25 protein-coding genes are annotated in these 25,544 nt (G+C 57.9%); 11 read left to right on the top strand and 14 right to left on the bottom strand.

The window, feature by feature from the left end; all coding sequences use genetic code 11:
• Window positions 1-120: 120 nt before the first annotated feature.
• Window positions 121-5,433 (bottom strand): AAA family ATPase, encoded by a 5,313-nt coding sequence (locus tag EKL02_RS14400; RefSeq protein WP_128902689.1) that lies wholly within the window; start codon window positions 5,431-5,433, stop codon window positions 121-123.
• Window positions 5,434-5,567: 134 nt separating this feature from the next.
• Here EKL02_RS14400 and EKL02_RS14405 point away from each other — a divergent pair, with 134 nt between their 5' ends.
• Window positions 5,568-6,650 carry a catalase family protein gene (locus EKL02_RS14405; protein WP_128902690.1) on the top strand — a complete coding sequence of 361 codons (1,083 nt, stop codon included), beginning with the start codon at window positions 5,568-5,570 and terminating at the stop codon, window positions 6,648-6,650.
• Here EKL02_RS14405 and EKL02_RS14410 read toward each other — a convergent pair.
• From EKL02_RS14410 to EKL02_RS14420, 3 genes are read right to left on the bottom strand one after another with little or no spacing between them, the layout of a single operon-like run.
• The gene (locus EKL02_RS14410) at window positions 6,584-8,089 is read right to left on the bottom strand and encodes a peroxidase (RefSeq protein WP_128902691.1); all 1,506 of its coding nucleotides are present in this window, start codon (window positions 8,087-8,089) and stop codon (window positions 6,584-6,586) included. The two genes, EKL02_RS14405 and EKL02_RS14410, sit on opposite strands and share 67 nt — an antisense overlap.
• 8 nt (window positions 8,090-8,097) lie before the next feature.
• Window positions 8,098-8,784: a hypothetical protein gene (locus EKL02_RS14415; protein ID WP_128902692.1), complete on the bottom strand. Its 687-nt coding sequence runs from the start codon at window positions 8,782-8,784 to the stop codon at window positions 8,098-8,100.
• On the bottom strand, window positions 8,777-9,466 hold the full coding sequence (locus EKL02_RS14420; protein ID WP_206732401.1) for a hypothetical protein: 690 nt from the start codon (window positions 9,464-9,466) through the stop codon (window positions 8,777-8,779). Before EKL02_RS14420 ends, EKL02_RS14415 begins: the two co-directional genes overlap by 8 nt.
• Before the next feature lie 221 nt (window positions 9,467-9,687).
• Here EKL02_RS14420 and EKL02_RS14425 point away from each other — a divergent pair, with 221 nt between their 5' ends.
• The 3 genes from EKL02_RS14425 to EKL02_RS14435 are packed head-to-tail and all read left to right on the top strand — an operon-like array spanning window position 9,688 to window position 10,794.
• Window positions 9,688-10,032: an Hpt domain-containing protein gene (locus EKL02_RS14425; RefSeq protein WP_128902693.1), complete on the top strand. Its 345-nt coding sequence runs from the start codon at window positions 9,688-9,690 to the stop codon at window positions 10,030-10,032.
• 11 nt (window positions 10,033-10,043) lie between these two features.
• Window positions 10,044-10,454, top strand: coding sequence for a response regulator (locus EKL02_RS14430; protein WP_164932032.1), 411 nt, complete (start codon window positions 10,044-10,046; stop codon window positions 10,452-10,454).
• A 1-nt stretch (window position 10,455) separates the two neighbouring features.
• On the top strand, window positions 10,456-10,794 hold the full coding sequence (locus EKL02_RS14435) for a hypothetical protein (RefSeq protein WP_128902695.1): 339 nt from the start codon (window positions 10,456-10,458) through the stop codon (window positions 10,792-10,794).
• 51 nt (window positions 10,795-10,845) lie between these two features.
• Here EKL02_RS14435 and EKL02_RS14440 read toward each other — a convergent pair whose 3' ends face one another.
• Window positions 10,846-11,835: a serine/threonine protein kinase gene (locus EKL02_RS14440; RefSeq protein ID WP_128902696.1), complete on the bottom strand. Its 990-nt coding sequence runs from the start codon at window positions 11,833-11,835 to the stop codon at window positions 10,846-10,848.
• 69 nt (window positions 11,836-11,904) lie between these two features.
• On the bottom strand, window positions 11,905-12,342 hold the full coding sequence (locus EKL02_RS14445; RefSeq protein ID WP_128902697.1) for a hypothetical protein: 438 nt from the start codon (window positions 12,340-12,342) through the stop codon (window positions 11,905-11,907).
• Between the two features lie 380 nt (window positions 12,343-12,722).
• Between EKL02_RS14445 and EKL02_RS14450 the strand changes: the two genes are divergently transcribed.
• On the top strand, window positions 12,723-13,418 hold the full coding sequence (locus EKL02_RS14450; RefSeq protein ID WP_128902698.1) for a UPF0149 family protein: 696 nt from the start codon (window positions 12,723-12,725) through the stop codon (window positions 13,416-13,418).
• An 83-nt stretch (window positions 13,419-13,501) separates the two neighbouring features.
• Here EKL02_RS14450 and orn read toward each other — a convergent pair whose 3' ends face one another.
• On the bottom strand, window positions 13,502-14,092 hold the full coding sequence (gene orn / locus EKL02_RS14455) for an oligoribonuclease (protein WP_128902699.1): 591 nt from the start codon (window positions 14,090-14,092) through the stop codon (window positions 13,502-13,504).
• Window positions 14,093-14,136: 44 nt separating this feature from the next.
• On the opposite strand from orn, the gene EKL02_RS14460 reads away from it, so the two are divergent.
• Genes EKL02_RS14460 through rsgA form a run of 3 tightly spaced genes read left to right on the top strand, consistent with a single transcriptional unit; the run spans window position 14,137 to window position 16,655 of the window.
• Entirely contained in the window at window positions 14,137-15,402 is a 1,266-nt protein-coding gene (locus tag EKL02_RS14460; protein WP_128902700.1) for a M48 family metallopeptidase, read from the top strand.
• Between the two features lie 9 nt (window positions 15,403-15,411).
• On the top strand, window positions 15,412-15,762 hold the full coding sequence (locus tag EKL02_RS14465) for a 4a-hydroxytetrahydrobiopterin dehydratase (RefSeq protein ID WP_128902701.1): 351 nt from the start codon (window positions 15,412-15,414) through the stop codon (window positions 15,760-15,762).
• The gene (gene rsgA, locus EKL02_RS14470; RefSeq protein WP_128902702.1) at window positions 15,762-16,655 is read left to right on the top strand and encodes a ribosome small subunit-dependent GTPase A; all 894 of its coding nucleotides are present in this window, start codon (window positions 15,762-15,764) and stop codon (window positions 16,653-16,655) included. Before EKL02_RS14465 ends, rsgA begins: the two co-directional genes overlap by 1 nt.
• Window positions 16,656-16,678: 23 nt before the next feature.
• On the opposite strand, the gene EKL02_RS14475 is transcribed toward rsgA, so the two are convergent.
• From EKL02_RS14475 to EKL02_RS14500, 6 genes are all read right to left on the bottom strand, one after another.
• Window positions 16,679-18,136 carry a TIGR01777 family oxidoreductase gene (locus EKL02_RS14475; protein ID WP_128902703.1) on the bottom strand — a complete coding sequence of 486 codons (1,458 nt, stop codon included), beginning with the start codon at window positions 18,134-18,136 and terminating at the stop codon, window positions 16,679-16,681.
• Entirely contained in the window at window positions 18,136-18,621 is a 486-nt protein-coding gene (locus EKL02_RS18705) for a cell division protein (RefSeq protein WP_128902704.1), read from the bottom strand. The genes EKL02_RS14475 and EKL02_RS18705 overlap by 1 nt, the downstream gene beginning before the upstream one ends.
• 39 nt (window positions 18,622-18,660) lie before the next feature.
• Window positions 18,661-19,089, bottom strand: coding sequence for a DUF393 domain-containing protein (locus tag EKL02_RS18710; protein WP_164932034.1), 429 nt, complete (start codon window positions 19,087-19,089; stop codon window positions 18,661-18,663).
• 41 nt (window positions 19,090-19,130) lie between these two features.
• Window positions 19,131-19,601, bottom strand: coding sequence for a DUF2269 domain-containing protein (locus EKL02_RS14490; protein ID WP_128902706.1), 471 nt, complete (start codon window positions 19,599-19,601; stop codon window positions 19,131-19,133).
• Between the two features lie 2 nt (window positions 19,602-19,603).
• Window positions 19,604-20,869: an SDR family oxidoreductase gene (locus tag EKL02_RS14495; protein ID WP_128902707.1), complete on the bottom strand. Its 1,266-nt coding sequence runs from the start codon at window positions 20,867-20,869 to the stop codon at window positions 19,604-19,606.
• Between the two features lie 75 nt (window positions 20,870-20,944).
• A complete protein-coding gene (locus EKL02_RS14500) occupies window positions 20,945-21,496 on the bottom strand; it encodes a MarR family transcriptional regulator (RefSeq protein WP_128902708.1) in 552 nt (183 codons plus the stop codon).
• 223 nt (window positions 21,497-21,719) lie between these two features.
• Between EKL02_RS14500 and argF the strand changes: the two genes are divergently transcribed.
• The 3 genes from argF to EKL02_RS14515 all read left to right on the top strand — a co-directional run bounded on the left by argF (window position 21,720) and on the right by EKL02_RS14515 (window position 24,390).
• Window positions 21,720-22,634 (top strand): ornithine carbamoyltransferase, encoded by a 915-nt coding sequence (gene argF, locus EKL02_RS14505; RefSeq protein WP_128902709.1) that lies wholly within the window; start codon window positions 21,720-21,722, stop codon window positions 22,632-22,634.
• Window positions 22,635-22,707: 73 nt separating this feature from the next.
• Window positions 22,708-24,045 (top strand): argininosuccinate synthase, encoded by a 1,338-nt coding sequence (argG, locus tag EKL02_RS14510; RefSeq protein WP_128902710.1) that lies wholly within the window; start codon window positions 22,708-22,710, stop codon window positions 24,043-24,045.
• Window positions 24,046-24,075: 30 nt separating this feature from the next.
• The gene (locus EKL02_RS14515; RefSeq protein ID WP_128902711.1) at window positions 24,076-24,390 is read left to right on the top strand and encodes a pyrimidine/purine nucleoside phosphorylase; all 315 of its coding nucleotides are present in this window, start codon (window positions 24,076-24,078) and stop codon (window positions 24,388-24,390) included.
• A gap of 14 nt (window positions 24,391-24,404) precedes the next feature.
• On the opposite strand, the gene murB is transcribed toward EKL02_RS14515, so the two are convergent.
• Window positions 24,405-25,433, bottom strand: coding sequence for a UDP-N-acetylmuramate dehydrogenase (gene murB, locus EKL02_RS14520; protein ID WP_128903516.1), 1,029 nt, complete (start codon window positions 25,431-25,433; stop codon window positions 24,405-24,407).
• Window positions 25,434-25,544: the final 111 nt, after the last annotated feature.

Raw genomic sequence — 25,544 nt, forward strand, 5'->3', positions numbered from 1 at the left:
GGCGAAAATTAGTACTGGGAACATCACCGGAATTTCATAACAATCATTATCAATCCATTACCGGCCAGCAAGGCGTCGAATAAAAGGGGAAATCCGGGCCAATTCAGCGTTATCATTGCGTCAACCTGATGCCGCCACGGATAATTCCATCAATACGGCACGCAGGCGATCGATGCGGATGGGCTTGCTAAGAAAGTAATTCATCCCGGCGTCCAGGCAAGTCTGGACATCGTCAACAGCGCCTGCGGCCGTCAGCGCCACGATCGGGATGCCGGAGTATGGCGCCTCCATCGCCCGGATCTGCCGTGTAGCATCCAGCCCGTCCATTTCCGGCATGTGCATATCCATCAGGATGACGTCGTAGGTCCGGTGGCGCACTGCCTCGACCGCTGCCCGGCCATCGGCCACCACATGCACCTGATGCCCGGCTTTTTGCAAAAGCGATAGTGCGACTTTCTGATTGATCTCATTGTCTTCAGCGACCAATATTGTCAATCCGCGCACCGGCATGGCCAGCGCCTGCGGGGCGGGCACATCATGTTGCGGCGCGGCGGCAGCAGGCAAATCCAGTTCGAACCAGAACTTGCTGCCCTCACCTTCCGCGCTCTCGACGCCGATTCTGCCTCCCTGCATTTCGACGATTTTCTTGCAGATGGACAGCCCCAGACCGGTCCCACCGAAGCGGCGGGTAATCGAATTGTCGGCCTGCGAGAACGACTGGAACAGGCGGGCCTGGGCCGCTGGCGCGATGCCAATACCAGTATCGCTGACAGTAAACCGCAGCTGACCCGGTGCATCAGCCAGTGGCCTGACCCTCAGGGTGATGCGGCCCCGTTCGGTGAACTTCAATGCATTGCCGAAAAGGTTCAGCAATATCTGGCGCAACCGCCCGGCATCGCCGCGCACGAATCTTGGCAAAGTCCCGCAATAATCGGTCTGCAAGGCGATGCCTTTTTCACGGGCGCGTGCGGACATCAGATTGATGACACCTTTAACGGTCTTAACCAGGTCAAAGCTGATCGATTCAAAATCAAGACTGCCAGCCTCGAGCCTGGATAGATCGAGGATGTCGTTCAGGATCGTGAGCAATGCCTCGGCCGAATACTGTGCGGTCTCAAGGTACTCCTTCTGGCTGGCGTTCGTCGCCTCCATGCTCGCCAGCTGCATCATCCCGAGCATGCCGTTCATCGGCGTGCGGATCTCGTGGCTCATTACCGCCAGGAATTCCGATTTGGCACGGTTGGCCGACTCGGCAGCTTCCTTGGCAACAGATAAATCGCGGGTGCGCTCGACGATTTTCCGCTCCAGGTCGTGGTAAAGCGTCGCATTTTCCAGCGAGATGGCAATCTGCGTCGACAGAATCTGCAACAATCCTGCCCGTTCTGGCGTAAATGCATCCGCCGCCAGATTATTTTCAAGATAAAGGATCCCGACAAGCATGCCCTGTTTTTGCAAAGGCACGCACAGCAGCGACTTTGGCCGGTTTTGGGCTATATAGGCATCGGCATTGAACCTGCCGTCGTTGCCGGCATCGCCCAGTACGAGCTTGTCCCCGGTGCGCTTGACATAGTTGATGACGCTCAGGCTCAGCTGAAGCCGCTCATCGAGGGGCACGCCTTGCCAGACTTCGATGAGATCGGATTCGATGCTAGCCTGCAGCTGCAATATGCCATCCTTCAGCAACAGCAGCGCGCCCCTTTCCGCGCCCGCGTTCTCGATCAGCAAACGCATCAGCCTTTCCAGCAACTTGTCGAACTGGATTTCTCCCGACAAGGTATTGGACGCCTGGATGACTGTCTCGATATCGAGCAAGTGCTCGGCAGTCGTGCGTGCCATGTTCGCTTGCGCCGCATTTTGCAGCGGCAGGCTGGCGAGCAAATCCGGATAAGAGCGCTCGAGGTGCTGGATCTTCGCAATTGCCCCCCATTCCCGGTACCTCGCATATGCCTCGGCCATGTAGGTGCGCGCATACATTTTTTTGCCGCAAGCCAGATGGCACCGTGCCGCCAGCTCGTTGGCAAGCGCTTCTTCGTTAAGGTATCCTTGCTGCCGCGCCCCTGCGATTGCCAGGTCGTACAGGTCTGCTGCCTCGGCAAATTCCCCCTGCAATCTTTTTTGCTCCGCCTGCACCAGCTGCCATTTATGCAGGTAGTTCATGGGAGCGTGCCTTGCCCAAAATTCAAGTTTCTCCTGCAACGCTACGACGCGACGGCGCGCTGCCGATCGCTCACCCGCATCATCCATACGTTCGATACAGGCAAGCAGGCACAAGGCATGGTAAAAATGCCAAAGCGGCACCGAAGGCATGCACGCGGCCGAAGCCAAATAGGGCTCGGCATTGCGCACACGCTCCAGCGCCAGCGGGAACTGATCGAACGCGTACGCACGCATCGCCTCGAAAAGGTAATGATGCAGCCTGGTGAGCCTGGTCGTACTGGCAGCCTCATCGCCCTGGTTAACCTGGGCCATGCCACCCGTCCGTAGCGCCAGTACATAGCGAAGAAATATGGCGATGGCGTCGGACGTGGTTTTTTGCATGAACTGGCGTGTCCTGTCGAGACCATCACGCAGTTTCATTTCCAGTGCCTCAAGCGACCGGTCAACGAGCAACTCCGCCCGAAGTGCCGATGCCAGGCTGTAGCACGCGTACTCGAATTCACCAACCTCCAGGCCAGCCTGGCAATTTTCATAGAGGGGCGCGGGGGCTTCACGCAAATGCCGCGACCAGTGAAATATGGCGGCATGGGCAAGAAAAGCCACGCGCACGGCATGGCTATCCTTTTGCCCGGTCGGCTGGTTTTTCACGCTGGATTCCAGCATCAGGTTACCCAGCCGGGTGGCAAGCGGAATGTCCAGCCCGTTCTGGATCATCACCATCGCATAGCCTCCCAATGCCCACGGCAACCCCGGGGAGAAGCGTTCACGCGCCAGGGCCAGTTTTATCTGCTCAAGCGTCAGGATAGGAAATAACGCAGGATGGGCCACGTAGGAAGCCGATACCGCCCTGCTGAGAATTTTCTGCTTGAGAAGCTCAACGGCTTCAACCTCCACAGGAAAATCCAGCAAGCGCTGATTATCGAGACGCCCCAGTTGCCGTTTCACCTTCCACAACCGCCATGCCAGCGTCGTCTTGGCCATACTGGCCGGGACATAAATTCCGAGCATGCGCAAGGCACGCAGCGCCAACGCCTGGCCATCGGCATGGCGATCCTGGTACAGGCAGGAGTGAATGAGAATGTCATAGACCCTGGCCTTCTGCACGTCGTCAGCGGCATATTCGAGCATGTTTTTGCCGATATGCTCGATTTCCAGAAAGCGATGGGTCATGAAACCACTTTCCAGCTGTTCCAGCTGGAGAGAAAAATACAGGGGCGAGCTGCCTTCACCCATTGCATATAACAATTCGAGCGCAGTCGATGCCAGCTTCCAGGCAGATTCGTGCGCCACTGCAACCTTGGCCTTGCGTGCAGCCAGCAGGTTAAGGCTGGCAAGTTCTATTTTTTCGGAATTGCTGGTGATGAGCTCGCGTCCGGCATTCAAATGATGTGCAATATCAAACAAATGTTCGCCGCGCTGTTCTTCGGGCACCGAAGAATTCAGCAAACGGCCAATTTGCAAATGGATCGCCTTGCCGGCATCAGGTGAAATTTCCGCAGAGGCGGCCTGCTGCACCCGATCGTGCTGGAAACGGTAAATACACGACGCCGCATCGATACTGTCGAACATCCTCTCGGGGGCCATGATCAGCCCGGCTTGCAGCGCGGGGTGCAACAATGTGGCGGTCTCGCCGATGCCTTGCTGCGCCAGAGTCGCCAGTATCCGATAATCGAAATGGCTGCCGATGCATGCGGCCAGCTGGAGCAACTGCCGCGTCGGTGCAGGCAGGCGGGCAAGCTCGCGCGTCAAAAGTTCAGCGACGTTGTCGGTGATTTGCAGGGATTCGATTTCGGCCAGTTTCCAGCGCCATTGACCGTCATGAAAACGCAGCAGTTCCTCGCGACGCAAATTCTTGATGAACTCACCGACAAAAAACGGGTTGCCCAATGTCTTGCGGTACACCAGTTGCGCAAGCGGCGATGCCGTGGCCGGCGCCGCCTTGACAGCATCGGCGATCAGCGCGGACACCGTTGCTTCATCCATCGGCTTGAGCTCGATCGTGCTCGCGGCCGAATTGCCACGGATTGCTTCCAGAGTGTTGTGCAGCGGCCCGGCAACTGCGGCGTTGTCGCGGCAGGCGCCGACGAGCATCAGCGAAACGCTTTCGAGACCGGACATGATGGCCTCCAGCAGCTCCAGAGAAGCTTCGTCGGCCCATTGCAGGTCATCCAGGAAGATGACAAGCGGATGGTCTTGCCTGGCGAAGACGCTGACAAAATTTTGCACGACATAGCGAAAACGGTTCAAGGCCTCGGTCGGGCCTAGATGCGCAATCACCGGCTGCGGGCCGATGACGTGCGCCAGGGCTGGAATGGCATCGATCATCAACTGGGCATTCGGCCCAAGGGCCGCCAGGATCCGGACTTTCCACTCCTGTATGCGGCTTTCGCTTTCCGTCAGTATCTGGCCCATCAAGCCGCCGAAAGCTTGTGCAATGGCGTAATAAGGGATATCGCGTTTGAACTGGTCGAATTTTCCGGTGATGAAATAGCCGCGCAGGGCGACAACGGGCTTGTGCAATTCATTGATCAGGGCAGATTTACCAATACCGGCATAGCCGCTCACCAGCACGAACTGGCGCGCGCCGGCGCTGCTGCGCTCGAGAATCCGCAGCAATTGCGCAAGCTCGGCATCCCGTCCATACAATTTTTGCGGCATCTGCAGCCGCCCGCCCACGTCCGCCATGCCCAATTCGAATTCCTGGATCGCGCCACCGCACTCAAGGATATTGCGGCAAGTTTGCAGATCCGCCTGCAGGCCTTGCAGGCTTTGATAGCGGTCTTCTGCATTCTTGGCGAGCAGTTTCATGACAATATTGCTCACCGCGATTGGCACTTCGCGGTTAAGACGGCATGGCGGCTGCGCCTGGCGTGCGATATGGCCGTGAATGATTTCCATTGCCGCTGCGCCCCCAAAGGGCAACTGGCCAGTCAACAACTGGTAGAACACCACGCCCATGGAATACAAGTCGCTACGGTAATCGACGCTGCGGTTCATGCGCCCTGTCTGTTCGGGCGAAATGTATGCAAGCGGCGGCGTCACGTCATTGCGCAATTCCACGCTGCCATCGTCATGGAGTCGAATGTTGGCCGGGCATAGCGCCTGATGCAGGTGCGAGCGCTCGTACCATTCTTCGAGGGCGCGTGCAATCGCCTGAAAAACCGCAAGGGCGCCGGCCAGGTCGAAGGTCTCGCCGGCCTGCAGGCGGCCATCCGAGGCAGCAGAATCCACTTCCTGGCGAAAGAACCGTGTCTCTTTTGCGCCGATTTTCAGCAAAACGCCCCCTGCATTATTGTCATTTGTTCCATGCTCTTGCTATCTTATTGGCGAAACAGCGACAAGACAAGGCTCGCGCTGCCGCCGGAGATATACAAAGGCCACCCACAACCGAACTTGGTAAATAAACGACAATGACAAACCGCACACTGGCCACAGAATCCATTCCCCCAGGCGAAACCGACCGCATCCACGACCTGGCGATGCGCCTGCAGGCAAAAATAATCCGTGAAAACCAGGGCGGCATCATGCGGCGCGATGCCCATCCCAAGATGCATGGCCTGGTCAGGGCCGAATTCACCGTCGAACCCGGCCTGGCACCGGAACTGCAAATCGGCCTGTTCTCCCGGCCGCAAACCTATCAAGCGTGGATCCGATTTTCCAACCAGAGCCCGAGCCGGGGCCCGGACAGCGAGCGCGACATCCGTGGAATGGCCATCAAGCTGATGGGCGTTCCTGGCGAAAAACTCCTGGAACGGCAAAAAAATGCGCTGACCCAGGATTTCATCCTGATCAGCACAGAGGCCTTTGTCACCCGCGACGTTGCCCAGTTCGATGACCTGATCAAGGCGATGACCGGCAGCCTGTGGGCAAAAATATGTTTTTTTGGCGTGCACTGGCGGGTGATCCGCAACCTCTTCAGGTCAATGCGCAAATTCGCCAACCCGCTGCAGATCCGCTATTTCAGCACCACCCCTTACCTGTTTGGCGCGACCGCAGCGAAGTATTCGGCAATTCCCCGGATCGACCGGCCCGATGCGGTACCTGCCAATCCCGCCAGCGACTATCTGCGCAGCGCGATGGTGACCCAGCTGGGGCGGGAAGAGGCGCTGTTCGACTTCGTCGTGCAATTGCAGACGGATGCGCAAGCCATGCCGATCGAGGACCCGGGCCGCGCCTGGAGCGAAGCTGCCTCGCCCTGGCGCAAGGTGGCCACGATCCGCATCCTGCGCCAGGAATTCGACAGCGACGAGCAACGCGCATTCGGCGAAAACCTTTCCTTCTCGCCGTGGCACAGCTTGCCGGCACACCGCCCGCTGGGCGGCATCAACCGCGCGCGCCGGGTCGTCTATGACCTGATCTCGGCATTCCGGCACGAATACAACCATGTCCCGCTCCAGGAGCCGACCGGCTGGGAGATCGGGCAGCCTCAAGTCGGATCGACCGAGCCTTCGGCAATCATGCGCAATGCCGTCATGCTGGGCACGAAAAAGTAATCGCCGCCGCGGGTTTCCACGAGTCGCGGAATGTTCCGCAAAAAATATGGCGCATCATCGCTGTCTTGCGGCACCGGTAGCACGGCGCGGCTAGGATATTCGGCATCGTGGTTGCCCAGGATGATTTCCTTGTCATTCCCGGCGCGGAAGTCATTACCGTAATTGACCCACTGTTGCTGGACGAATTCGAACTGCCGGTTGATGTCGGCCTGCATCATCAGGATGATGATGCCGTGATTGCCATCGTCACGCGCCGGGTCTCGGACCTCACCATAAGGCAAGCCGCGGCGCAGGATGCGGCGCCGATTTGCCAGCGCACCTGGCGTATCGAAGGCATCCGGGGTGGTCTGCAGCGAAGCGCGCGGGTTGATGCGGCGCACGTGCGCGCTGAACGGGCATTTTGCGCCATCGGCATCCTGATCGAATGTAAAAGCGCTCAACATCCGGTCTTTCTCCGCAGGCGACGCCGCAGCAAAGCGGCTGTCCCATTCCCGTTTGCTGGATGTATCCGGGGCATCCGTCAGCGGCGCACCGTTGTCGCGCCAGCGACCGACGAACTTTGCGGCAAGTTGCTCACGCCCGCCTGCATAGGCGCTGCCTTCGCGGTCCAGGTAACCGTTGAAACTGCCGACATTTTCATGCAGCTTGCGATACACCATGTAAGTACCATTACGCGCCAGCGACAGCGGCGATGGCGCGGGCGGATACTCCCTGGCTTCGTCGATATGGCCCAGGATGAATTCGCCTGTCGCCAGAGGCTCCCACCCTTTGTCAGTCTGCTTGCCGCGGCCTTCGACACGCTGCGCCGGCCCAGGCAAGCCTTCGAAGACAGGATCACCGATACCATCGGTATAGCCGAAGTGCTCCTTGCTGGTCGGCTTGCCATTCTCAAACAGCGCCCGGGCTTCCTGATAAGGCAAATCAGCAACGCCATGATCGCCGCGATGGCCCCGCAGTAACTCCACGCCGCCCGAGCTTTGCGCAACGAGATCAAGCAGCCATTGATAGCGTTGCTCCAGGTGTTCTGGCTGCTGCCCGTTAATCGAAATAAATGCGTGCACTTGCTCGCCGTGCCAAACCGGATCCCAGTATTCAGGCGAACTCGGCCCGGTGTCGCCCAAAATCGCCTTGCGCATTTTCATACCCATGACAAACTCTGGCGGAAAGCCTCGCAAGGACGCTTCCGGAAGCTCAAGTGCCTGTAGCCCGGAAAAAGTAAAAGCAATGTTGGTCGTCGCCTGTGGCTTGGGAATCTGGCCGGTGCCATCTCCCCATGTCACGGCGGTAGTGATTTTATTTGCCAAAGCGGCGACAAACGCCCTTCCGCGTTCGCCGTGATGAATACGCAAAAGCAGGTAACGCGCGCAGGGAAAACTGAATCGCCCGTAGGCCTTGATCACATTGCCCTGAATATCGAGCAAATCCAGTTCTTTCGTCATTGTTTCTCCTATCGCAAACGGTATTGGCCAGGGCTCCACGTCGGCCCTGCCAGGTTGGCCGGTTCGACCCGCGCAACAAAGTCACGGTAGGCTTGCTGTAACTGGTCGGCTGGCAAACCCTGGTGCTCAACGACGAACTTGCCGAATTCCTGTTTCAGATAAAGCGCCTTCAGTTGCTCTTCGAGCGGATCGTCGTTGGAACCGACGAAGAACAAGGAGGCATTGAGCTGGCACTTTTTCATGTAAGCGACAAAGTCGTCGGCATTTCGCACCTGATCGAAGGCATAGCAAAATTCCCAGGCGTGGCGAATTTCATTCCCGATCGCCAGCCACATGCTGCGCAGATAAGTGTCGAGGTCGCCATGGAAATTGCAGGAAAATACCAGGTACTTCGACTTCAGGTGGTCTTCGTAGGGCAAGGCGCGACGGCGCGCACGATCGGAAAAAATCGACAGGAAATCAAACCACGTACCGTAGGCATCGCCCCCGCCCAGGGATTGGGTAAAAACATCATCCAGCACGAAATAGCGGCATAGGTAGGTTTGCGGCACGCGCGCCATCGGGCTATTTTCAAGGAAGTTCCAGGCATCCAGGCGGCTACGCACCACGTCGGCATATGCGACTTCGTCCAGGTGCCCCTGCCGGATGGGCGACAGGATGGTCAGGGCATAGGCATTACCGCTTTTGTCAGGCATGTTTGCGCTCCTCGCTCAGGGATGTCAGGCGTTCATTTTCCTTTCGGATGTCGCGCAAACGGCGTTTTTCCACTTGTTGGGCAGACATGCTGACAATCGGGGTCGGGCGCATGTCGCCCAGGTCATTCTGTACACGGCGCAGCAGCGCATGGTAATTTTTCAGGAACGCATCCGGTGATACATCCTGGGTGGCAGCATCGAAATCGGCCAGGGCTTGTGCTAGCTTTTTAGCTGCCTTGACATCGTTCGACGATGCCAGTGGGTAGGCACTGTAGTAATGCGTTGTCTCGATCTGGTTGTAACGGATATAGTCGTGGAATGGCGTCAGCGGTACAGAATGCGGATAGCGGATATTCCATTTCCAGAAAAGATCCAGGCCGCTGGGAATCGAAAAGGTAAAGGAGTCGACATACTGATCCCAACTGCCGTTGAAATTACTGAAAAACAGCATATAGCTGTAACGCAGATTTTCCCTGGGCTGGTCCGGATGCAGATGCGGAAACTGGCGGCGGCCGATAACCACCCAGCGCGCATAGTGGATCAGCGACAGCGTGATCAAGCCTTTCAGGGTAGATGATCGCTTCTGCGCAACCCAGAAAAAGAGCTTGTTAATCCATGTCATGTACCAGCGGATCGGCGTGATCACGCTCATAGCATAGGCCTTGCCAGCGATATTGGACATATACACCCCCGTAAATCATTTTTTTTATTGGGCGTCAGATTACTGCGAAAGTTTGATTATTTGCAACAAAAACAAATGATTTCATGTCAGGAATTTGTGCTTGTCGCATGTCCGCCAATGTTCCATTCGCCGCTGGCGCATAAGCAAAGAATGTTTTTGCGTTTCTCCCGGCGAATCGCTTAAGATGTTCCAAATAGCAACTTAATCAAAATTCAAGCCACATGGAAACAAGGATGCAGGAGCCGGATGAACTCGAAGCCATGCGCGACATGTTCGGCGCGGACTTTTCCATGCTTGCAGAACTCTACCTGCGTGACAGCCCGCCGCGCATCGCCGCATTGCAGGCAGCGGCGGCGGCCAACGACGCAGACTCGGCGAAAAAGATAGTGCATTCCCTGGGGGGCAGTTGCGCCTCGATCGGGGCGTCATTGCTGGCCAACCTGTGCCAGGCCCTGGAACTTCGCTGCAGGGCTGGCACGCCTGGCAATCTTGAAGTGCAATCCCGTGAAATCGCCGCCGAATATGCCAGCATCGACGCCCGCCTGCGCTCGATGCTGCAGGCCTAGGAAACTGGACCTTGGCGCACTTTAAAAAACGCAACGACATCAAAGTGGTCATCGCCGACGACGATGCCACAACTCGCGCAGCCCTGCGTTTTTTGCTGCAGGATCATTTTTATAGCGTGGTCGGCGAAGCGTCGGATGGCGAGCGCGCCGTCGAATTGTGCGCAAGCCTGAAGCCTGACATCGTCTTTCTCGATATCGACATGCCAAAACTCAACGGCAACCAAGCGGCACAGAAGTTACGCGAACTGCTGCCGGCCATCGGCATCGTGGTGGTCAGTGCATTATCGACCCTGGACAATGTGCAACAGGCGCGCCAATCCGGCGCCAGCGCGTTTGTCGTCAAGCCTTTCAATGCGGCCAAGCTGATCGCAGCAGTCGACAATTGCATCAAGAACAATCCCCCTCCCGCAGCCAGAGGATGACATGCAAAATATTGTCGAATCCAAGAAAAAACATTTATGGCGCAAGCTTGTCTGGCAAACGAACCCTGACGATGCTCCGCTGGGTCCATTTCACTATGCCGAAGTTTATTGCTGCGAAGAGTCCAATGGCTTCGCTGTCTGGTATGTGCGCCGCCTTGCCAAGGATGACCGGCGTGGCGTGGCAGGCGTGGCGAGCGCAGATTATCTTTTGGATTATTTTTCGGAAACACAGCGCAATGAAGCAATCGAACGCGCCGTCCTGATTGCTAACAGCCATTCCGATGTCGACCAGTTGATTGCTGCACTGGACTCACTGGCAGCCGCAGGCAAAAAAGTCTGAGATCTGGCGCCTGGAACAACAACGGGCCACACCTGTCACGACGACAGACGATCAAGACGGCCATAGCGGCGGCTCATCCATCAGGGCAATCTGCTCGCGCAATTCCAGGATGCGGTCTTGCCAGTAACGTGGCGTATCGAACCAGGGGAATGCCTGCTTGAATGCCGGATCATCCCAACGCCGGGCCAGCCACGCTGCGTAATGCATCAGGCGCAAAGTGCGCAAAGCTTCGACCAGATACAGTTCTCGCGGATTGAATTCAAAAAAATCTTCATACCCCGCCAACAGGTCAGATAACTGGCGCACCTGATCCGCGCGCTCGCCTGACAATAACATCCAGAGGTCCTGAATTGCCGGCCCCATGCGACTGTCGTCAAAATCGACAAAATGCGGACCGGCATCAGTCCACAAGACATTTCCGCAGTGGCAATCGCCATGCAGGCGAATGGCGGCAACCTGGCCGGCACGCGCAAAGCAGTGACGCACACCGTCGAGCGCCTGCGCAGCCACGGTGCGATAGGCCTCCATCAATTCCGGCGGAATGAAGTCGTGCGCCAGCAGATAATCGCGAGGTTCTTCCCCAAAGCTGGCCACATCCAGCACCGGACGCTCGATGAAAGGCCGCAAGGCGCCAACCGCATGTATGCGTCCGATGAAACGTCCCATCCATTCCAGCGTAGCTGCATCCTCCAGTTCGGGAGCGCGGCCGCCATGGCGCGGAAATACGGCGAAGCGAAAGCCCTGGTACGCATGCAAGCTTGTGCCGGCCAGCATCAAGGCAGGCACAACAGGAATTTCCTGTTCGACCAGTTCCTGGACAAATGCGTGCTCTTCCAGGATTGCCGCATCGCTCCAGCGTCGCGGTCGATAAAATTTCGCAACCAGCGGAGGCCCGTCGTCCATGCCAATCTGGTACACACGATTTTCGTAACTGTTCAGCGCCAGCATGCGCCCATCGCTGCGCAAGCCAATCGCATCAAGTGCGTCCAGGACGATGTCGGGGGTCAGACTGGAAAAAGCGGGATCTTGGGCAGCGGTCATGCCAGCTATTGTAAGGCGCAACCAGACTATCCCGGTGTATTTCGTTTACTGCTCGCTAAAACTCCCGTATCAAAAACCGAACTTTACCTGCACCCCCAGCGTGTAGGGCGATTCCTTCAGGCGGGGCGGGATAAGTGTCAGGTTCACACCAAGTTTATTCATTTCTATGCGCGCCAGGCCGACCAGGGCTGGCGTGATATTTCCATTGTTTAGTTTGGGATACCCATTGACGAAACCCGCCATCAATCCGAAGCGCACGATCCCGTAATCGATTGGCGTCCAGGCGGTAAATGCGTAAAGGCTACGCTTGTCATGACTATTCATGTAACTGCCTGCCATGTACATCAACTCCCGCTTTTCATGATATTCCAGCCCAAAGCCGAAATTCTGCTCTCTCAGATCCTGTTCCCTATTACTGTGCACGCTGCCTAGCGTGGTGCTGCCCCAGATTTCTGCTGCGCAAAGAATTGCGGGAAAGAATGCGAGCAACGAAAGAAAGTATTTCATGGGCCCCCCTTTGCACCGCAAGCGTCCGCATCGAAGTCGGAGCGCTGCGCAAACCAGATATCGCAAGACATCGTTGGCGTCTTCAGGGAACGAACCGGTTACCGGCTTTAATCAGCATGACAAGGAACTGCCATACAAACCTTCTCCCTGTCGCTAATACTCCTGCCGACGCGGCAGGAAATCATTGACCTAATGCAGGGGCAGACAAGGGAAAAGCCGTTTCGCATCCATTCGTTTAGTTACATCAAATCTGGACGTGCCAAGGGCATGCGGCACCGAAAGAAAAAGCGCCTCCATTTTTCTTTTACAACGCAATACAGCAGCAAGCGCATTAAGATGGTAAGGTGCGGGTTTTTCGTATCCGGCAAAAAGGCATTTTCATGAACATTGACGAACCGCTCTCAGACAAGGAGTTCGACGAACTCGACAAATTCCTGCTGTCGGACCGCTGCGCCGACGATGGCATGACCATGGATAGCCTGCATGGCTACCTGACTGCGCTGGCAATCGGACCGCAAGAGGTCATGCTGGCGGAATGGCTGCCGCGTGTCTGGGGAGCATCAGGCCAGGCACCGCAGTTCAAGACCGACAAGGAATGCAGCCGCATCATGAACCTGATCGCGCGCTATATGAATGAAGTGGTGATGACTTTCGAAGTCGCACCGAAGGAATTCGAGCCGCTCTTTTGCGAATATGAATTTGAAGGCCGCCAGGTCATCGACGGTGAAGCCTGGGCATGGGGCTTCCTGGAAGGCGTCGACCTGCGCGCCGACGCCTGGGAGCCGATCTGGGATTCCAACCTCGCCCCGTTGATGCGTTCGATCCACCTGCTAGGTGCTGAAGAAATCGAAGAAGAAGACATGACGCTGGTAGACGAACCGGTAAAACGCCACAAACTGGCCATCGAAGTCGAGGCGGCGATTCCGGCAATCCATCGCTATTGGCAGCCGCAACGCAAATCAGCCGTGACTACGGTGCAGCGCCAGGAAGCCAAGGTCGGGCGCAATGATGATTGCCCTTGCGGCAGCGGCAAGAAATTCAAGAAGTGTTGCGGTGCAGAACCTGCTCAAGCCTGACGCCTGTAACGCTATAGCATGAAAGAAAGAAATGGTCTGCACGGGCCCCGTCAAACAGGGCTGGTGCAGGCCAACGCAGGCGCTTAAAGCTTGATGAAATGCTCGCGGTAATACTTGAGTTCTTCGACCGATTCAATGATGTCGGCCAGGGCGGTATGTTTCTGGTGTTTTTTGAAACCACTCGCCAGTTCCGGTTTCCAGCGCCGGCACAGCTCCTTGAGTGTGGAAACATCAAGGTTGCGGTAATGGAAAAACGCTTCCAGCTTCGGCATGCCGCGTACCATGAAGCGGCGATCCTGGCAGATGGAATTGCCGCACATCGGTGATTTGCCAGCGGGCACGAAATGTTTAAGAAAGGCAATAATCGCACTTTCGGCATCCGCCTCGGAAATCGTCGAAGCCTTGACCCGATCGATCAGGCCCGAGCGGCCGTGCGTGCCCTTGTTCCAGGCATCCATGCGGTCCAGCACTTCATCAGGCTGATGAATGGCAAACACAGGACCTTCGGCCAGTATGTTCAGATGCGGATCGGTGACAACCACTGCCACTTCAATGATGCGATCATTGTCAGGATCAAGGCCGGTCATTTCCATATCCACCCACACCAGGTTGAATTCATTGGGACGGGCTGGCGTGGCAGGTGTCGGGGCTTGCAAATCGGTAGGTTGTGACATAATTGTTTTTCCTTGGAAGTCCCATATTTTCTCACAGGGCAGCAATGAATTCTTACGTGTTTTCGCTATTGTTTATCGCTTTTCTGGTACTGACCATTGCCGTGCGTTTCTGGCTCAGCTCCCGGCATATACGGCACATCCTGATGCATCGGCAAGCCGTGCCCCCCCAGTTTTCGGCCAGGATCCCTCTCGCCGCCCATCAGAAAGCAGCGGATTACACCGTCGCCAAGACGAAGCTTCGCATGACAATGCTGGGCGTCAATGCCGCGGTATTGCTTGGTTTTACCTTTTTTGGCGGCCTGCAGTGGCTGTCCATGAAGGTTTTCGATCTTACCGGTCCCGGCATGACATATCAAATCGGCTTGCTGGCGGCATTTGCCATCATTTCCGGCCTGATTGACCTGCCCTTCAGTTACTACTCCCAGTTCCGCCTTGAAGAAAAATTTGACTTCAACAAGATGACGCCGGGCCTCTTCTTTACCGACCTGGTGAAAAGCGTGCTCCTGGGCGCGGCAATCGGCTTGCCGCTGGCATGGGTGATCCTGACCCTTATGGACAGGGCCGGTGACCTCTGGTGGCTGTATGCCTGGCTGGTATGGTGCGGCTTCCAGCTGCTGATGCTGGTACTGTTCCCGACAGTGATCGCACCGCTGTTCAATAAATTCACCCCGCTGGAGGACGACAGCCTGCGCGCCCGGATCGAGAATCTGATGAAGCGCGTCGGTTTCGCCTCCAAAGGCTTGTTCGTGATGGATGGATCCAAGCGCAGCGCCCACGGCAACGCCTATTTTTCCGGCTTCGGCGCTGCCAAGCGCATCGTCTTTTTCGATACGCTCCTGTCACGCCTGGCGCCGCAGGAAGTCGAAGCAGTGCTGGCGCATGAGCTGGGCCACTTCAAGATGAAGCATATCGTCAAACGCATTGTCGTCATGTTTGCCCTCTCGCTCGGCTTCCTCGCCCTTCTCGGCTACCTCAAGACACAGACCTGGTTCTACACCGGCCTCGGCGTCGACCCCATGCTCGGCACCGGCAATGATGCCATGGCGCTGATCCTGTTCTCGCTGGCCTTGCCAGTATTCACCTTCCTGTTCTCGCCACTGACCTCGATCAGCTCGCGCAAGCATGAATTCGAAGCCGACGCCTTTGCCGCCAAACATACCAGCGCCCCCGACCTCGTCAGCGCGCTGGTGAAACTCTATGAAGACAATGCATCGACCCTCACGCCGGACCCGCTGCACTCGGCTTTCTACGATTCGCACCCGCCGGCGTCGCTGCGCATCGACCGGCTGCTTGGCAGCGCGGCAAGCTGAGGGGCATGCATGACAAAAACTGCAGATCTGCTGACAAAGAAATGCCGGCACCAGGAAACGGCCCTTGACGATGCTCAGATACAGGTTCACCTGGCTGCCCTGCCGGACTGGCACGTCGCGCAAGGCCTGCTGGAACGGCAGTTCAGCTTCAGGAATTATTATGAAACGCTGGCCTTCGTCAACGCAGCTGCCTACATAGCCCATGCCGAAGACCATCATCCGGAGCTGACGGTCGGCTACAACCGCTGCATGGTCAGATTCAATACGCATTCCGTCAATGGCGGGCGCGGCGGCCTGTCGGAAAATGACTTTATCTGCGCTGCCAAGGTGGGGGCATTGTTCGCCCAGGCGCATTCCTGATGGCACACCTTACCGTTACCATCATTGCCGCGCACGGCCGGCACTACCTGGGCCAGGTCGATGGCCAGCTCATCCAATGCGTCACGCGCGGCAAAAAGAGCGATGTCGCCGTCGGCGACCGGGTGCAAGTCAAGCGCACTTCGCCCAACCAGGGCGTGATCGAATCCATTGCCGAGCGCAAGACCCTGCTGTTTCGCTCCGACCAGTACAAATCCAAACTGCTGGCGGCAAATGTCACGCAAATGTTCATCGTGGTCGCGACCGAACCGGGCTTTGCCGACGACCTGGTCTCGCGCTCGCTGGTGGCGGCGGAAGCCGCCGGCGTCAAGCCGCATATCATCCTGAACAAGACCGACGTCGAAGAGCTGCTGCCGAAGGCGCGCGAACGCATGACGCTTTATGGCGCCCTTGGCTACCCGGTGCATGAAGTGTCGGTGCGCGCAAGGCCGGACGATACACGCGCCATCCTGGCGCCGCTGTTGGCGGGCCAAAGCTCGATCTTCATCGGCCAGTCCGGCATGGGAAAGTCCTCCCTCATCAACATGCTGGTGCCGGGCGCCGAGATCGCCACGCGCGAAATTTCAGCAGCGCTGGATACCGGCAAGCACACCACCACCTTCACGCGCCTGTATGCGGTCGATCAGGAAACCAGCGTGATCGATTCTCCGGGCTTCCAGGAATTCGGCCTGTACCACTTGAGCGAAGGCATGCTGGAGCGTGCCTTTGTCGAATTCGCGCCGCACCTGGGCAAATGCCGCTTCTATAATTGCCATCACCTGAATGAACCGTCGTGCGCCGTGCTCGACGCCGTGGCAGGCGGCACGATTGCACCGATCCGCCACGCCCTGTACCGGCAACTGGTGCATGAAGCGTCGCAAACCATCGGGTATTAAGCCAGCTGGACGGTTCCGCCCTCTCAGCACAGGTTGCGCAGGGCACCTTGCAGATCGGGATAGCTGAATGCAAAACCGCTGGCCTGCAGGCGCGCCGGGGCCACGCGCTGGCCTTCCAGCAGCAAATCGGCTTGCTCGCCCAGCGCCAGCCGCATGGGCCAGGCTGGCGTCGGCAACAAGCACGGTCGCCGCAACACCCGCGCAGCAACCCGGCTGAACTGATCCTGGGTCACACTCTCGGGCGCGGTAAAATTGTAAGCCGCGAACCTCTCCGGTGCGGCCGGCAATCCCCACAGGTGTGCAATGCCGCGCAAGACATCCTGTACATGGATCCAGGATTGCCACTGGTTGCCGCGCCCCACCCTGCCGCCCATGCCTAGCCGGAAGGGCAACAGCATCATCGGCAAGGCCCCTTGCAAACCGAACACCACGCCGAAACGCATGCACGTCACCTGTACACCATGCGCTGCGGCCGCCCGCGCGGCAGCTTCCCAGTCCTGGCACAACTGCGACATGAAAACCGGCTGGGGCGAACTTTCTTCGGTAAGTTCGCGATCATCTCCCTGTGGCTGCACGCCGTAATAGCCGATTGCCGATGCCGACAGCAGCAACCGTGGCTTGCGCCCGGCGTCGGCGATCCATGCCACCAAGTTTGCTGTCAGGGCGATGCGGCTACGGCGCAATTCCTCCTTGCGTCTGGCGGTCCACCGCCATCCGAGGATGCGCGCCCCCGCCAGATTAACGATGACATCGATGCGGGCCGCCGGCAACAGCTCGGCCATGTCAGCGATGCAATGTACCTTGCCGCCAAAGAGCCATGCCGCCTGCTTTGGCCTGCGCGACAGGACCGTGACCTGATGACCTTCTGCCAGAAGCGCACGCACCAGCGCTTGCCCGATGAAGCCTGTCGCGCCAGTCACCAGCACCGACTCCGCTGCATCGCCAAAACGAAGGCCCGGGAACTCACGCTCGTTCTCGCGGCGGGAGATTCGCAACGATGCCAGGCCGTCGCGCACGCCAGAGAGGCCGACGCCAATTCCGCACAAACACAGGAAAGCGCTCAGCCAGCCATGCGGCTCCCATTGCATTGCCGTGGGCTGCGCCAGCCAGGCAGGGACGTTCAGTAGCAGCAGCATAATGAAGGCGCCGCCATTAATCGCCAGTATGGTATGTGTCACGCGCTCACTTGCTGGCAACAGCCGGGTCTGGTCCTCGACGACGAAATCCCACAAGGTCAAGACAATTTCGATTCCAAACAGGCCGAGCAGGACAACGGCCCAGGCGCCATGCAATGACCACGCCGACAGGCCGATGAAAAGCGCACTGTAAATCAGCGCCCGGATCGCATGGATCCCCAATTCGCGACGCGCAGTACTGCGCTGCGGCAGCGCTTCGGTGAACTCATGGTGGTACAAGGTGTCAAATGCCCCGAGGCAGCCTTGCGCAGCCATGAGCTGCAACGCCAGCAGGTGGGTATCCATCATGCAGCCTCGCTGTCAATTTCTACCCTGACATGAAGCGCTGCGATCTGCCTGCGGTCATGAAACCATAGCCATGCCAGTGGCGGCACCATCGTCAAAACCGCGAACCCGTCGACCCAGACATGGGTCCAGCAATCGGCACGAAGGGAAATCCATATATCCTGCGGGGCCCAGATGACGATTCCTGCAATCAGGGCGCCCCAGGCCAGGCCGCTGCGGTAGCGGTCGCCAAAATGGATCAGCGCCAGCATCCATAAAGACATTCCCTGTATGGTCGGCCCGAACAGTCCAATCCACCAGACTTGCTGCGCGCGCGCCGCAGATGGCGCTGACGCCCCCCAGAATGCCGCCTCGACGCCAAGATGGTAGTCATCGAACATCGGCAAGTCGCCAATCCAGGGCAGCGCCATGCCGACCAGCAGGTGCACCAGTGCGGTCGCATACATCCAGAGAACCAGCCATTGTCTTGCGGTGATGGAATCCATGCTCAAGCACCTCCCAAGTAAAAAAATCCAACTGCCCGATCAGCGTCCCCGAAAGAACGGATTTACCGGCTGGCACACATCCCCGTCGCAGTGCCCGGCTGGCCTGTATCCCATCCAGCGTGAAAAACGGTAGCGATTGCGGGCAAAGCCGCGGTACAAGCTGGCCAGCAACGGCCGCAGGGCATGCACCCGCAATGGCAGGACAATCCACGCGCGGCCGACCAGGGTATAGGCCGCCAGCATGCTGTCGATCCCGACCAGCACGCGGCCATCGGCAGTGCTGCTGTGAAGTTCGCGATCGAGCGCGGCCATGTCGACGCCCAACGGCGCCGGATCAAAATCCGGCCTGGAGATATCCACAAAACCCAGGCGGCCGGCGCTGTTCCAGCGCATCAGCCGGCGCATCTCGGCCAGGCAGAAAGGGCAGTTGCCGTCGTAATACAGCGTCAGTTCCGCAGTCGTGCTCATGAAGCATGCTCCCATGCGTTTGGTTTTTATCGGAAAGATACCTACAGGGCCGGCTTGTTCACCATCAGGAAATACACGCCCACCATACAAAGGAAAGCGGGATAACCCAACCCTTCCCACCAGCGCGCGTAGCGCCAGTATTCGGCCGGCAAGACGCCCCCCTGTACCAGCGCCAGGTCTGCCATGCGTCGCATGCGTATCTGCAGCCAGACCACTGGCAGCCAGCAAGCCCCGGCGATCACATAGAGCACCAGCGACCACGCAAGCCACGGCGTAGTAAAAGTCCATCCTGCCATGTACATCAAGCCGATACCGCTGGCCGGTTGCACAATTACAGCGGGCGTCGTGAATATCCAGTCGGCCAGCACCACGAACCTTGCCACGACCGCCTGCGCCTCGATACTCTTGCTGCGGTTCGCGCAAAACAGGTAAAAAGCTGAACCGAAGCCGACGCCGACAAGCACGACCGATGACAATATGTGCAAGGTTTTAAGGATCAGATATGCAGACATGGTCAACCCTTCCTACTTTCAGAAGCATCCAGCAGCAGCAGTAACGCCAGAATAGGAATGTTTTTCAAGACTGGCCCGAACGGATGCAGCCAGTATTCAGGGAGGAATAGCGTGATGATCGCGGTATAAGCCGCGATCAGAAACATCTGCAAACGCCAGGGCCAACGGCCAGGCGCAAGCAGCGTGGCCACACCAAAACCCAGATCGAGAAGCGCCGCCCCATATAACGCTACTGCAGCCGGTTCACCGCGCAAGCCCACCTCGCTTAGCAGCGTCAGGCTTTGGTCGACCGGATAAATTCCGAGGGACAGCACGCCGGTAACAAGCCATACCAGTGCCAGCGCGAACCGCATAAGCGGCAAGCCCCAAGCCATTACTGCCTGTGCCCGCAACATCTCAGGCGCCAGGCCGGCAAACCAGGTAGAAGGGCCTCCTGGCGCCCGTCCGAGCAGGCTGGCAAAAGCTGCGGGGTTGCCGGCACTGCCCTGTTCCAGCATGCGCAGGGAGTCGGGGGAAATCAGTCGCTGGCGCAGGCAACTTGCCGCCTTTGCCAGGCCAAACATAAGACGCCGCGGTATCGGCAACCAGATTGCCGGCGGCAAGCGCATGGCCTCACGATAGGCTTGCAGCATCTCACGGTAGCTCATTGCCACAGGCCCCACCGCATCAACGATTGTTCTGGCATCAGATGCCGGGAGCAACAAGTGCGTTACTGCTGCACACACATCGTCGACGTGCACAGGTTGCAGGCGCTGTTCGCCGCGTCCAGGCAAACCGACCACTGGAAGGCTCGCCAGCATGCGAAAAAACCGGCTGCTGCCACCGTCGATGCCTACCACCAGCGACGGCCGCAGGATGCTCCAGTCCAGGTCTGTCTGCATTAAATACGCATCGGCTTGCCGTTTGCTGCGCAAATACGGCGTGCACGCCGCATCGTCATGACCGCCGAGCGCCGAAATCTGGATGACACGGCGGATCCCGGCCAACTCGCATGCCTTGAACAGGGCAATCGGCGCATCGCGATGGATAGCGTCAAAGCGCTTGTCAAGATCCTCGTGCAAGATGCCGACAGCATTGATCACTGCATCAATATCGTCCAGGCGCGGCAACCAATCTTCCACATGCACAACGTGCGCATAATCGATTGCCAGATCCTGTGCCAGCACTGGTACCCGCACCCCGCGCACGACCTCATGGCCTGCCGCAACCAGGACAGAACAGAGATGGTGACCGAGGAATCCATTGGCGCCACAAACCAGAATTTTCACGATGCCCGCCTGTCTTTAATTTTTGTAATTTCAGTCAAAACAGAAACGTTACGACAAAAAAATTTCCGCGCGCCCTCAACCCGAATTCTTGCTGCCGTCCCGCCCGTCGCCCCGCACGAATTTCTGCACAGTGGATCCCATCTTCAAGAGCTTCATCAAAGTGGCCGGCTCCAGCCGCAGCATTTCATCGGTCCACGACATCAAGGTTTCCATCAGCGCCAGGGTTTCAGCGATACGCTGTTGCGCCGCCCGCTCTTCCATTGGCAAGTCATCACTGGACAGGCACTCGCGCAAGGCGGCAATCGTGGGATCGAATTCGCGCGCCTTGCGCTCCCTGACGATCGTGCGGAACAATTCCCACACATCCAGCGATGTTTCGAAATGGTCACGCCGGTCACCCAAAGCGTGGGACACCTTGACCAGCTTCCAGTTTTGCAATTCTTTCAAACTGGTCGACACGTTCGAGCGCGCCACACCCAGCGTTTCAGCGATGTCCTCTGCATGCATCGGCTTGCCAGTGATATACAACAGCGCGTGGATCTGGCTAACCGTGCGATTAACCCCCCAGCGGGAGCCCATTTCCCCCCAGTGCAGGACAAATTTTTGCGAGATTGGTGTCAGTTCCATAAGTACAAGATAGATCTTACTGAAATTTCTGTCAAGACTGAAATTAAAGAAATACGCTCTTTCCTTAACTTTGATCCCCCATCTCTGCGGGCCCGACCCATTGTTCTGCCCCAGCGGACCGTCACACCATGTCTCAGGCTGTCAATCCGTCGACAAAACTCATATAATTGAAGTAGTTACATTAAACCGGCGGCAGGCGCCACCCTTGCCGCCGTTTCCATTTATGGCGATCAAACACTTTCTGCAGTTTTCCGATTTCACGCTCGACGAGTACGGGTATGTGATGGAACGCGCGCGCATCATCAAGCGCAAATTCAAGAATTACGAGCCGCACCCTACCCTGGCGGACCGTACGCTGGTGATGGTGTTCGAAAAAAATTCGACCCGCACCCGCCTGTCCTTTGAAGCCGGCATGCACCAGATGGGCGGCGCGGCCATCTACCTGAATACCCGCGACAGCCAGCTGGGACGCGGCGAGCCGGTCGAGGACGCAGCGCAAGTCATGTCACGCATGTGCGACGTCATTATGATCCGCACCTTCGGCCAGGAGATCATCGAGCGTTTCGCCGCCAATTCGCGCGTACCGGTGATCAATGGCCTGACCAATGAATACCACCCTTGCCAGGTGCTGGCGGACATCTTCACCTTCATCGAACATCGCGGCTCCATCGCTGGCAAGACCGTCGCCTGGATCGGCGATGCCAACAACATGCTCTACACCTGGCTACAGGCGGCGGAAGTCTTCGACTTTCACGTCAATGTCTCGACCCCGACCGGTTACCCGATCGACCCGGCTCTGGCGATTGCCGATGCATCGCGCTACACCGTATTCGCCGACCCGGCCGAAGCTTGCGCCGGCACCCACCTGGTCAACACCGATGTCTGGACCAGCATGGGCTTCGAAGAGGAAAACGCGGCGCGCCTGAAAGCCTTCGATGGCTGGATCGTCGATGCCGCCAAGATGGCGCGGGCGCAGCCGGACGCCCTGTTCATGCATTGCCTGCCCGCCCACCGCGGCGAGGAAGTCGCAGCTGACGTGATCGACGGCCCGCAATCGGTAGTGTGGGATGAGGCGGAAAACCGCTTGCATGTCCAGAAGGCATTGCTCGAATATCTCGTGCTGGGCAGGCTCACTTAGTCACCAGCCAGCGCCCCGCATATCAACGTCTTAATCATATCCATTTACATTTCAAGCAGGCGAAGCAGAAATCATGTCGACCATACTCCAGTCCGTACCAGTGAACCAAAAAGTGGGCATTGCCTTTTCCGGCGGGCTTGACACCAGTGCAGCGCTGCACTGGATGCGCCAGAAAGGCGCGATTCCCTACGCATACACCGCCAATCTGGGACAGCCTGACGAACCCGACTACGAGGAAATCCCGAAAAAGGCCAAGCTGTACGGCGCAGAACAGGCACGCCTGATCGATTGCCGCGAACAACTGGTCGCAGAAGGCATCGCCGCGCTGCAATCCGGCGCCTTCCACATCTCGACCGCAGGCGTCACCTACTTCAACACCACGCCGCTGGGGCGCGCTGTGACGGGCACGATGCTTGTCGCGGCGATGCACGAAGACCAGGTCGACATCTGGGGCGACGGCAGCACGTTCAAGGGCAACGACATCGAGCGTTTCTACCGCTACGGCCTGCTGATGAACCCGGCGCTGCGCATCTACAAGCCCTGGCTGGACGACACCTTCATCCAGGAACTGGGCGGCCGCAAGGAAATGTCGGAGTTCCTGATCAAGTCCGGCTTCGACTACAAGATGTCGGTGGAGAAGGCCTATTCGACCGACTCCAACATGCTGGGCGCAACGCATGAGGCGAAAGACCTCGAGCATCTGAGCAGCGGCATGAAGATCGTCCAGCCGATCATGGGCGTGGCATTCTGGCGCGACGACGTCGAGGTCAAGCGCGAAGAAGTCAGCGTACGTTTCGAGGAAGGCCGTCCGGTCGCCTTGAACGGCGTCACCTATGCGAATCCGGTCGACCTGCTGATGGAAGCGAACCGCATTGGCGGCCGCCATGGTCTCGGCATGAGCGACCAGATCGAGAACCGCATCATCGAAGCCAAGAGCCGCGGCATCTATGAAGCCCCGGGCCTGGCGTTGCTGTTCATCGCCTACGAACGCCTGGTCACCGGCATTCATAACGAGGACACCATCGAGCAATACCGCGACAATGGCCGCAAGCTTGGACGCCTGCTGTACCAGGGCCGCTGGTTCGACCCGCAGGCAATCATGCTGCGTGAAGCGGCACAACGCTGGATTGCAGGGGCCATCACCGGCGAAGTCACGCTGGAGCTGCGTCGCGGTAATGATTACTCGATCCTGAACACCGAGTCGCCGAACCTGAGCTACCAGCCGGAACGCCTGACCATGGAAAAAGGCGAAGGCGCATTCACGCCGCAAGACCGCATCGGGCAATTAACCATGCGCAATCTGGACATCACCGACACGCGCGCCAAGCTGGGCATCTACAGCAAGGCTGGCTTGCTTTCCTCCAGCTCGTCAGTTGCACTGCCGCGCCTGAGCAAAGACAGCGACAAGTAACGCCTCCCTTTCAATCTTACGTACGACATCATGACTACACAATTCGACAACGTTTCCGTCATCAAGAAGTCCAACATTTACTTCGATGGCAAATGCGTCTCGCACAACATCATTTTCCCGGATGGCACGAAAAAATCCGTGGGCGTGATTTTTCCGTCAGCCCTGACTTTCAACACCGGCGCGCCGGAAATCATGGAAATCAATGGCGGCAAATGCCGCGTGCGGCTGAAAGATGCCGCCGACTGGAACACCTACGAAGCCGGCCAGCGCTTTGAAGTGCCGGGCAATTCCAGCTTTGATATCGAGACCCTGGAAACGGTCGACTACGTCTGCCACTTCGGCTGATCCCGACGGGCTGTTCACACGACTACCGGCTCCGGCTCGATTGTCACACCGAAGCGGGCAAGCACGTCCTCCTGTATCTTCCGCGCCAGGTTCAGCACCTCCTGGCCGGACGCCCCACCCCGGTTCACCAGCACCAGCGCCTGTTTTTCATAAACGCCGGCCGCGCCCAGGCTCCTGCCCTTCCAGCCGCACTGATCGATCATCCAGCCTGCGGCCAGCTTGTAGCTGCCATCGGGCTGGGCATAACTCACCAGTTGGGGATAGCGTTCCATAAGCGCGTCACGTTGCCCGGCTGGCACCACCGGGTTCTTGAAAAAACTGCCGGCGTTGCCGATCACGGCAGGGTCGGGGAGCTTGCGCGTGCGAATGGCGATCACTGCATCGCTGATAGCCTTTGCAGTCGGCGCATCAAGGCCCTGTGCCGCCACTTCCTGGCGCAGTTCCGCATAGCCCAGGTTGGGCAGCCAGTGCTTCGGCAGCGCCAGGGTGACATCCAGGATCACTGCGCGCCCCTGCAAGGATTGCTTGAAAATGCTGTCGCGGTAACCAAAGGCACAGGCCGCCTTGTCGAGGGTCGAGACGGTCGCAGTTTCAAAATCGAAGACCGTTGCCGCATGAAAGAAATCCTTGAGTTCAGCGCCATATGCGCCGATGTTCTGAATCGGCGCCGCACCGACGCTGCCCGGTATCAAGGACAGGTTTTCCAGCCCGCCCAGTCCGCGTTCCAGGGTCCACAACACCAGCTCATGCCATTTCTCCCCTGCCGCCGCCCGCACATAGGTCGCGCCATCGTCCGCGCCGACTATGGCCATACCTGCCATGCAGATATGTAGCACCAGGCCCGGAAAATCGCCTGTCAGAAGGATGTTGCTGCCGCCGCCGAGCACCAGGCGCGGCAGCGTTGAAAACTCTGATGCAGCATTAACTTTTTGCAACATCTCCAGGGAGGAGATTGTTACATATCGTTTCGCAATTGCATTAATACCAAAAGTATTATGGTCTCGGAGCGTAAAATCGGTTTGAATTGCAGGAAGAGCAGTCATAGGGATCAAATTATAGTGCAAGGAAGCCTGGTGATATTGCCTTAGAGCTCCTTTGCGTTTTTGTAATTTCCAATGCGACAAACGCTGGTCACCCGTTGTCGATTTGGTTAG

This window comes from Janthinobacterium sp. 17J80-10 (genome assembly GCF_004114795.1).
Classification (GTDB): Bacteria; Pseudomonadota; Gammaproteobacteria; order Burkholderiales; family Burkholderiaceae_D; genus Paucimonas.

Bases quoted from the DNA above. Each gene is read 5' to 3' on its own strand.
- EKL02_RS14405 (WP_128902690.1), top strand. From the start codon at position 5,568: ATGACAAACCGCACACTGGCCACAGAATCCATTCCCCCAGGCGAAACC.
- EKL02_RS14410 (WP_128902691.1), bottom strand. From the start codon at position 8,089: ATGACGAAAGAACTGGATTTGCTCGATATTCAGGGCAATGTGATCAAG.
- EKL02_RS14415 (WP_128902692.1), bottom strand. From the start codon at position 8,784: ATGCCTGACAAAAGCGGTAATGCCTATGCCCTGACCATCCTGTCGCCC.
- EKL02_RS14420 (WP_206732401.1), bottom strand. From the start codon at position 9,466: ATGTCCAATATCGCTGGCAAGGCCTATGCTATGAGCGTGATCACGCCG.
- EKL02_RS14425 (WP_128902693.1), top strand. From the start codon at position 9,688: ATGGAAACAAGGATGCAGGAGCCGGATGAACTCGAAGCCATGCGCGAC.
- EKL02_RS14435 (WP_128902695.1), top strand. From the start codon at position 10,456: ATGCAAAATATTGTCGAATCCAAGAAAAAACATTTATGGCGCAAGCTT.
- EKL02_RS14440 (WP_128902696.1), bottom strand. From the start codon at position 11,835: ATGACCGCTGCCCAAGATCCCGCTTTTTCCAGTCTGACCCCCGACATC.
- EKL02_RS14445 (WP_128902697.1), bottom strand. From the start codon at position 12,342: ATGAAATACTTTCTTTCGTTGCTCGCATTCTTTCCCGCAATTCTTTGC.
- EKL02_RS14450 (WP_128902698.1), top strand. From the start codon at position 12,723: ATGAACATTGACGAACCGCTCTCAGACAAGGAGTTCGACGAACTCGAC.
- orn (WP_128902699.1), bottom strand. From the start codon at position 14,092: ATGTCACAACCTACCGATTTGCAAGCCCCGACACCTGCCACGCCAGCC.
- EKL02_RS14460 (WP_128902700.1), top strand. From the start codon at position 14,137: ATGAATTCTTACGTGTTTTCGCTATTGTTTATCGCTTTTCTGGTACTG.
- EKL02_RS14465 (WP_128902701.1), top strand. From the start codon at position 15,412: ATGACAAAAACTGCAGATCTGCTGACAAAGAAATGCCGGCACCAGGAA.
- rsgA (WP_128902702.1), top strand. From the start codon at position 15,762: ATGGCACACCTTACCGTTACCATCATTGCCGCGCACGGCCGGCACTAC.
- EKL02_RS14475 (WP_128902703.1), bottom strand. From the start codon at position 18,136: ATGGATACCCACCTGCTGGCGTTGCAGCTCATGGCTGCGCAAGGCTGC.
- EKL02_RS18705 (WP_128902704.1), bottom strand. From the start codon at position 18,621: ATGGATTCCATCACCGCAAGACAATGGCTGGTTCTCTGGATGTATGCG.
- EKL02_RS18710 (WP_164932034.1), bottom strand. From the start codon at position 19,089: ATGAGCACGACTGCGGAACTGACGCTGTATTACGACGGCAACTGCCCT.
- EKL02_RS14490 (WP_128902706.1), bottom strand. From the start codon at position 19,601: ATGTCTGCATATCTGATCCTTAAAACCTTGCACATATTGTCATCGGTC.
- EKL02_RS14500 (WP_128902708.1), bottom strand. From the start codon at position 21,496: ATGGAACTGACACCAATCTCGCAAAAATTTGTCCTGCACTGGGGGGAA.
- argF (WP_128902709.1), top strand. From the start codon at position 21,720: ATGGCGATCAAACACTTTCTGCAGTTTTCCGATTTCACGCTCGACGAG.
- argG (WP_128902710.1), top strand. From the start codon at position 22,708: ATGTCGACCATACTCCAGTCCGTACCAGTGAACCAAAAAGTGGGCATT.
- EKL02_RS14515 (WP_128902711.1), top strand. From the start codon at position 24,076: ATGACTACACAATTCGACAACGTTTCCGTCATCAAGAAGTCCAACATT.
- murB (WP_128903516.1), bottom strand. From the start codon at position 25,433: ATGACTGCTCTTCCTGCAATTCAAACCGATTTTACGCTCCGAGACCAT.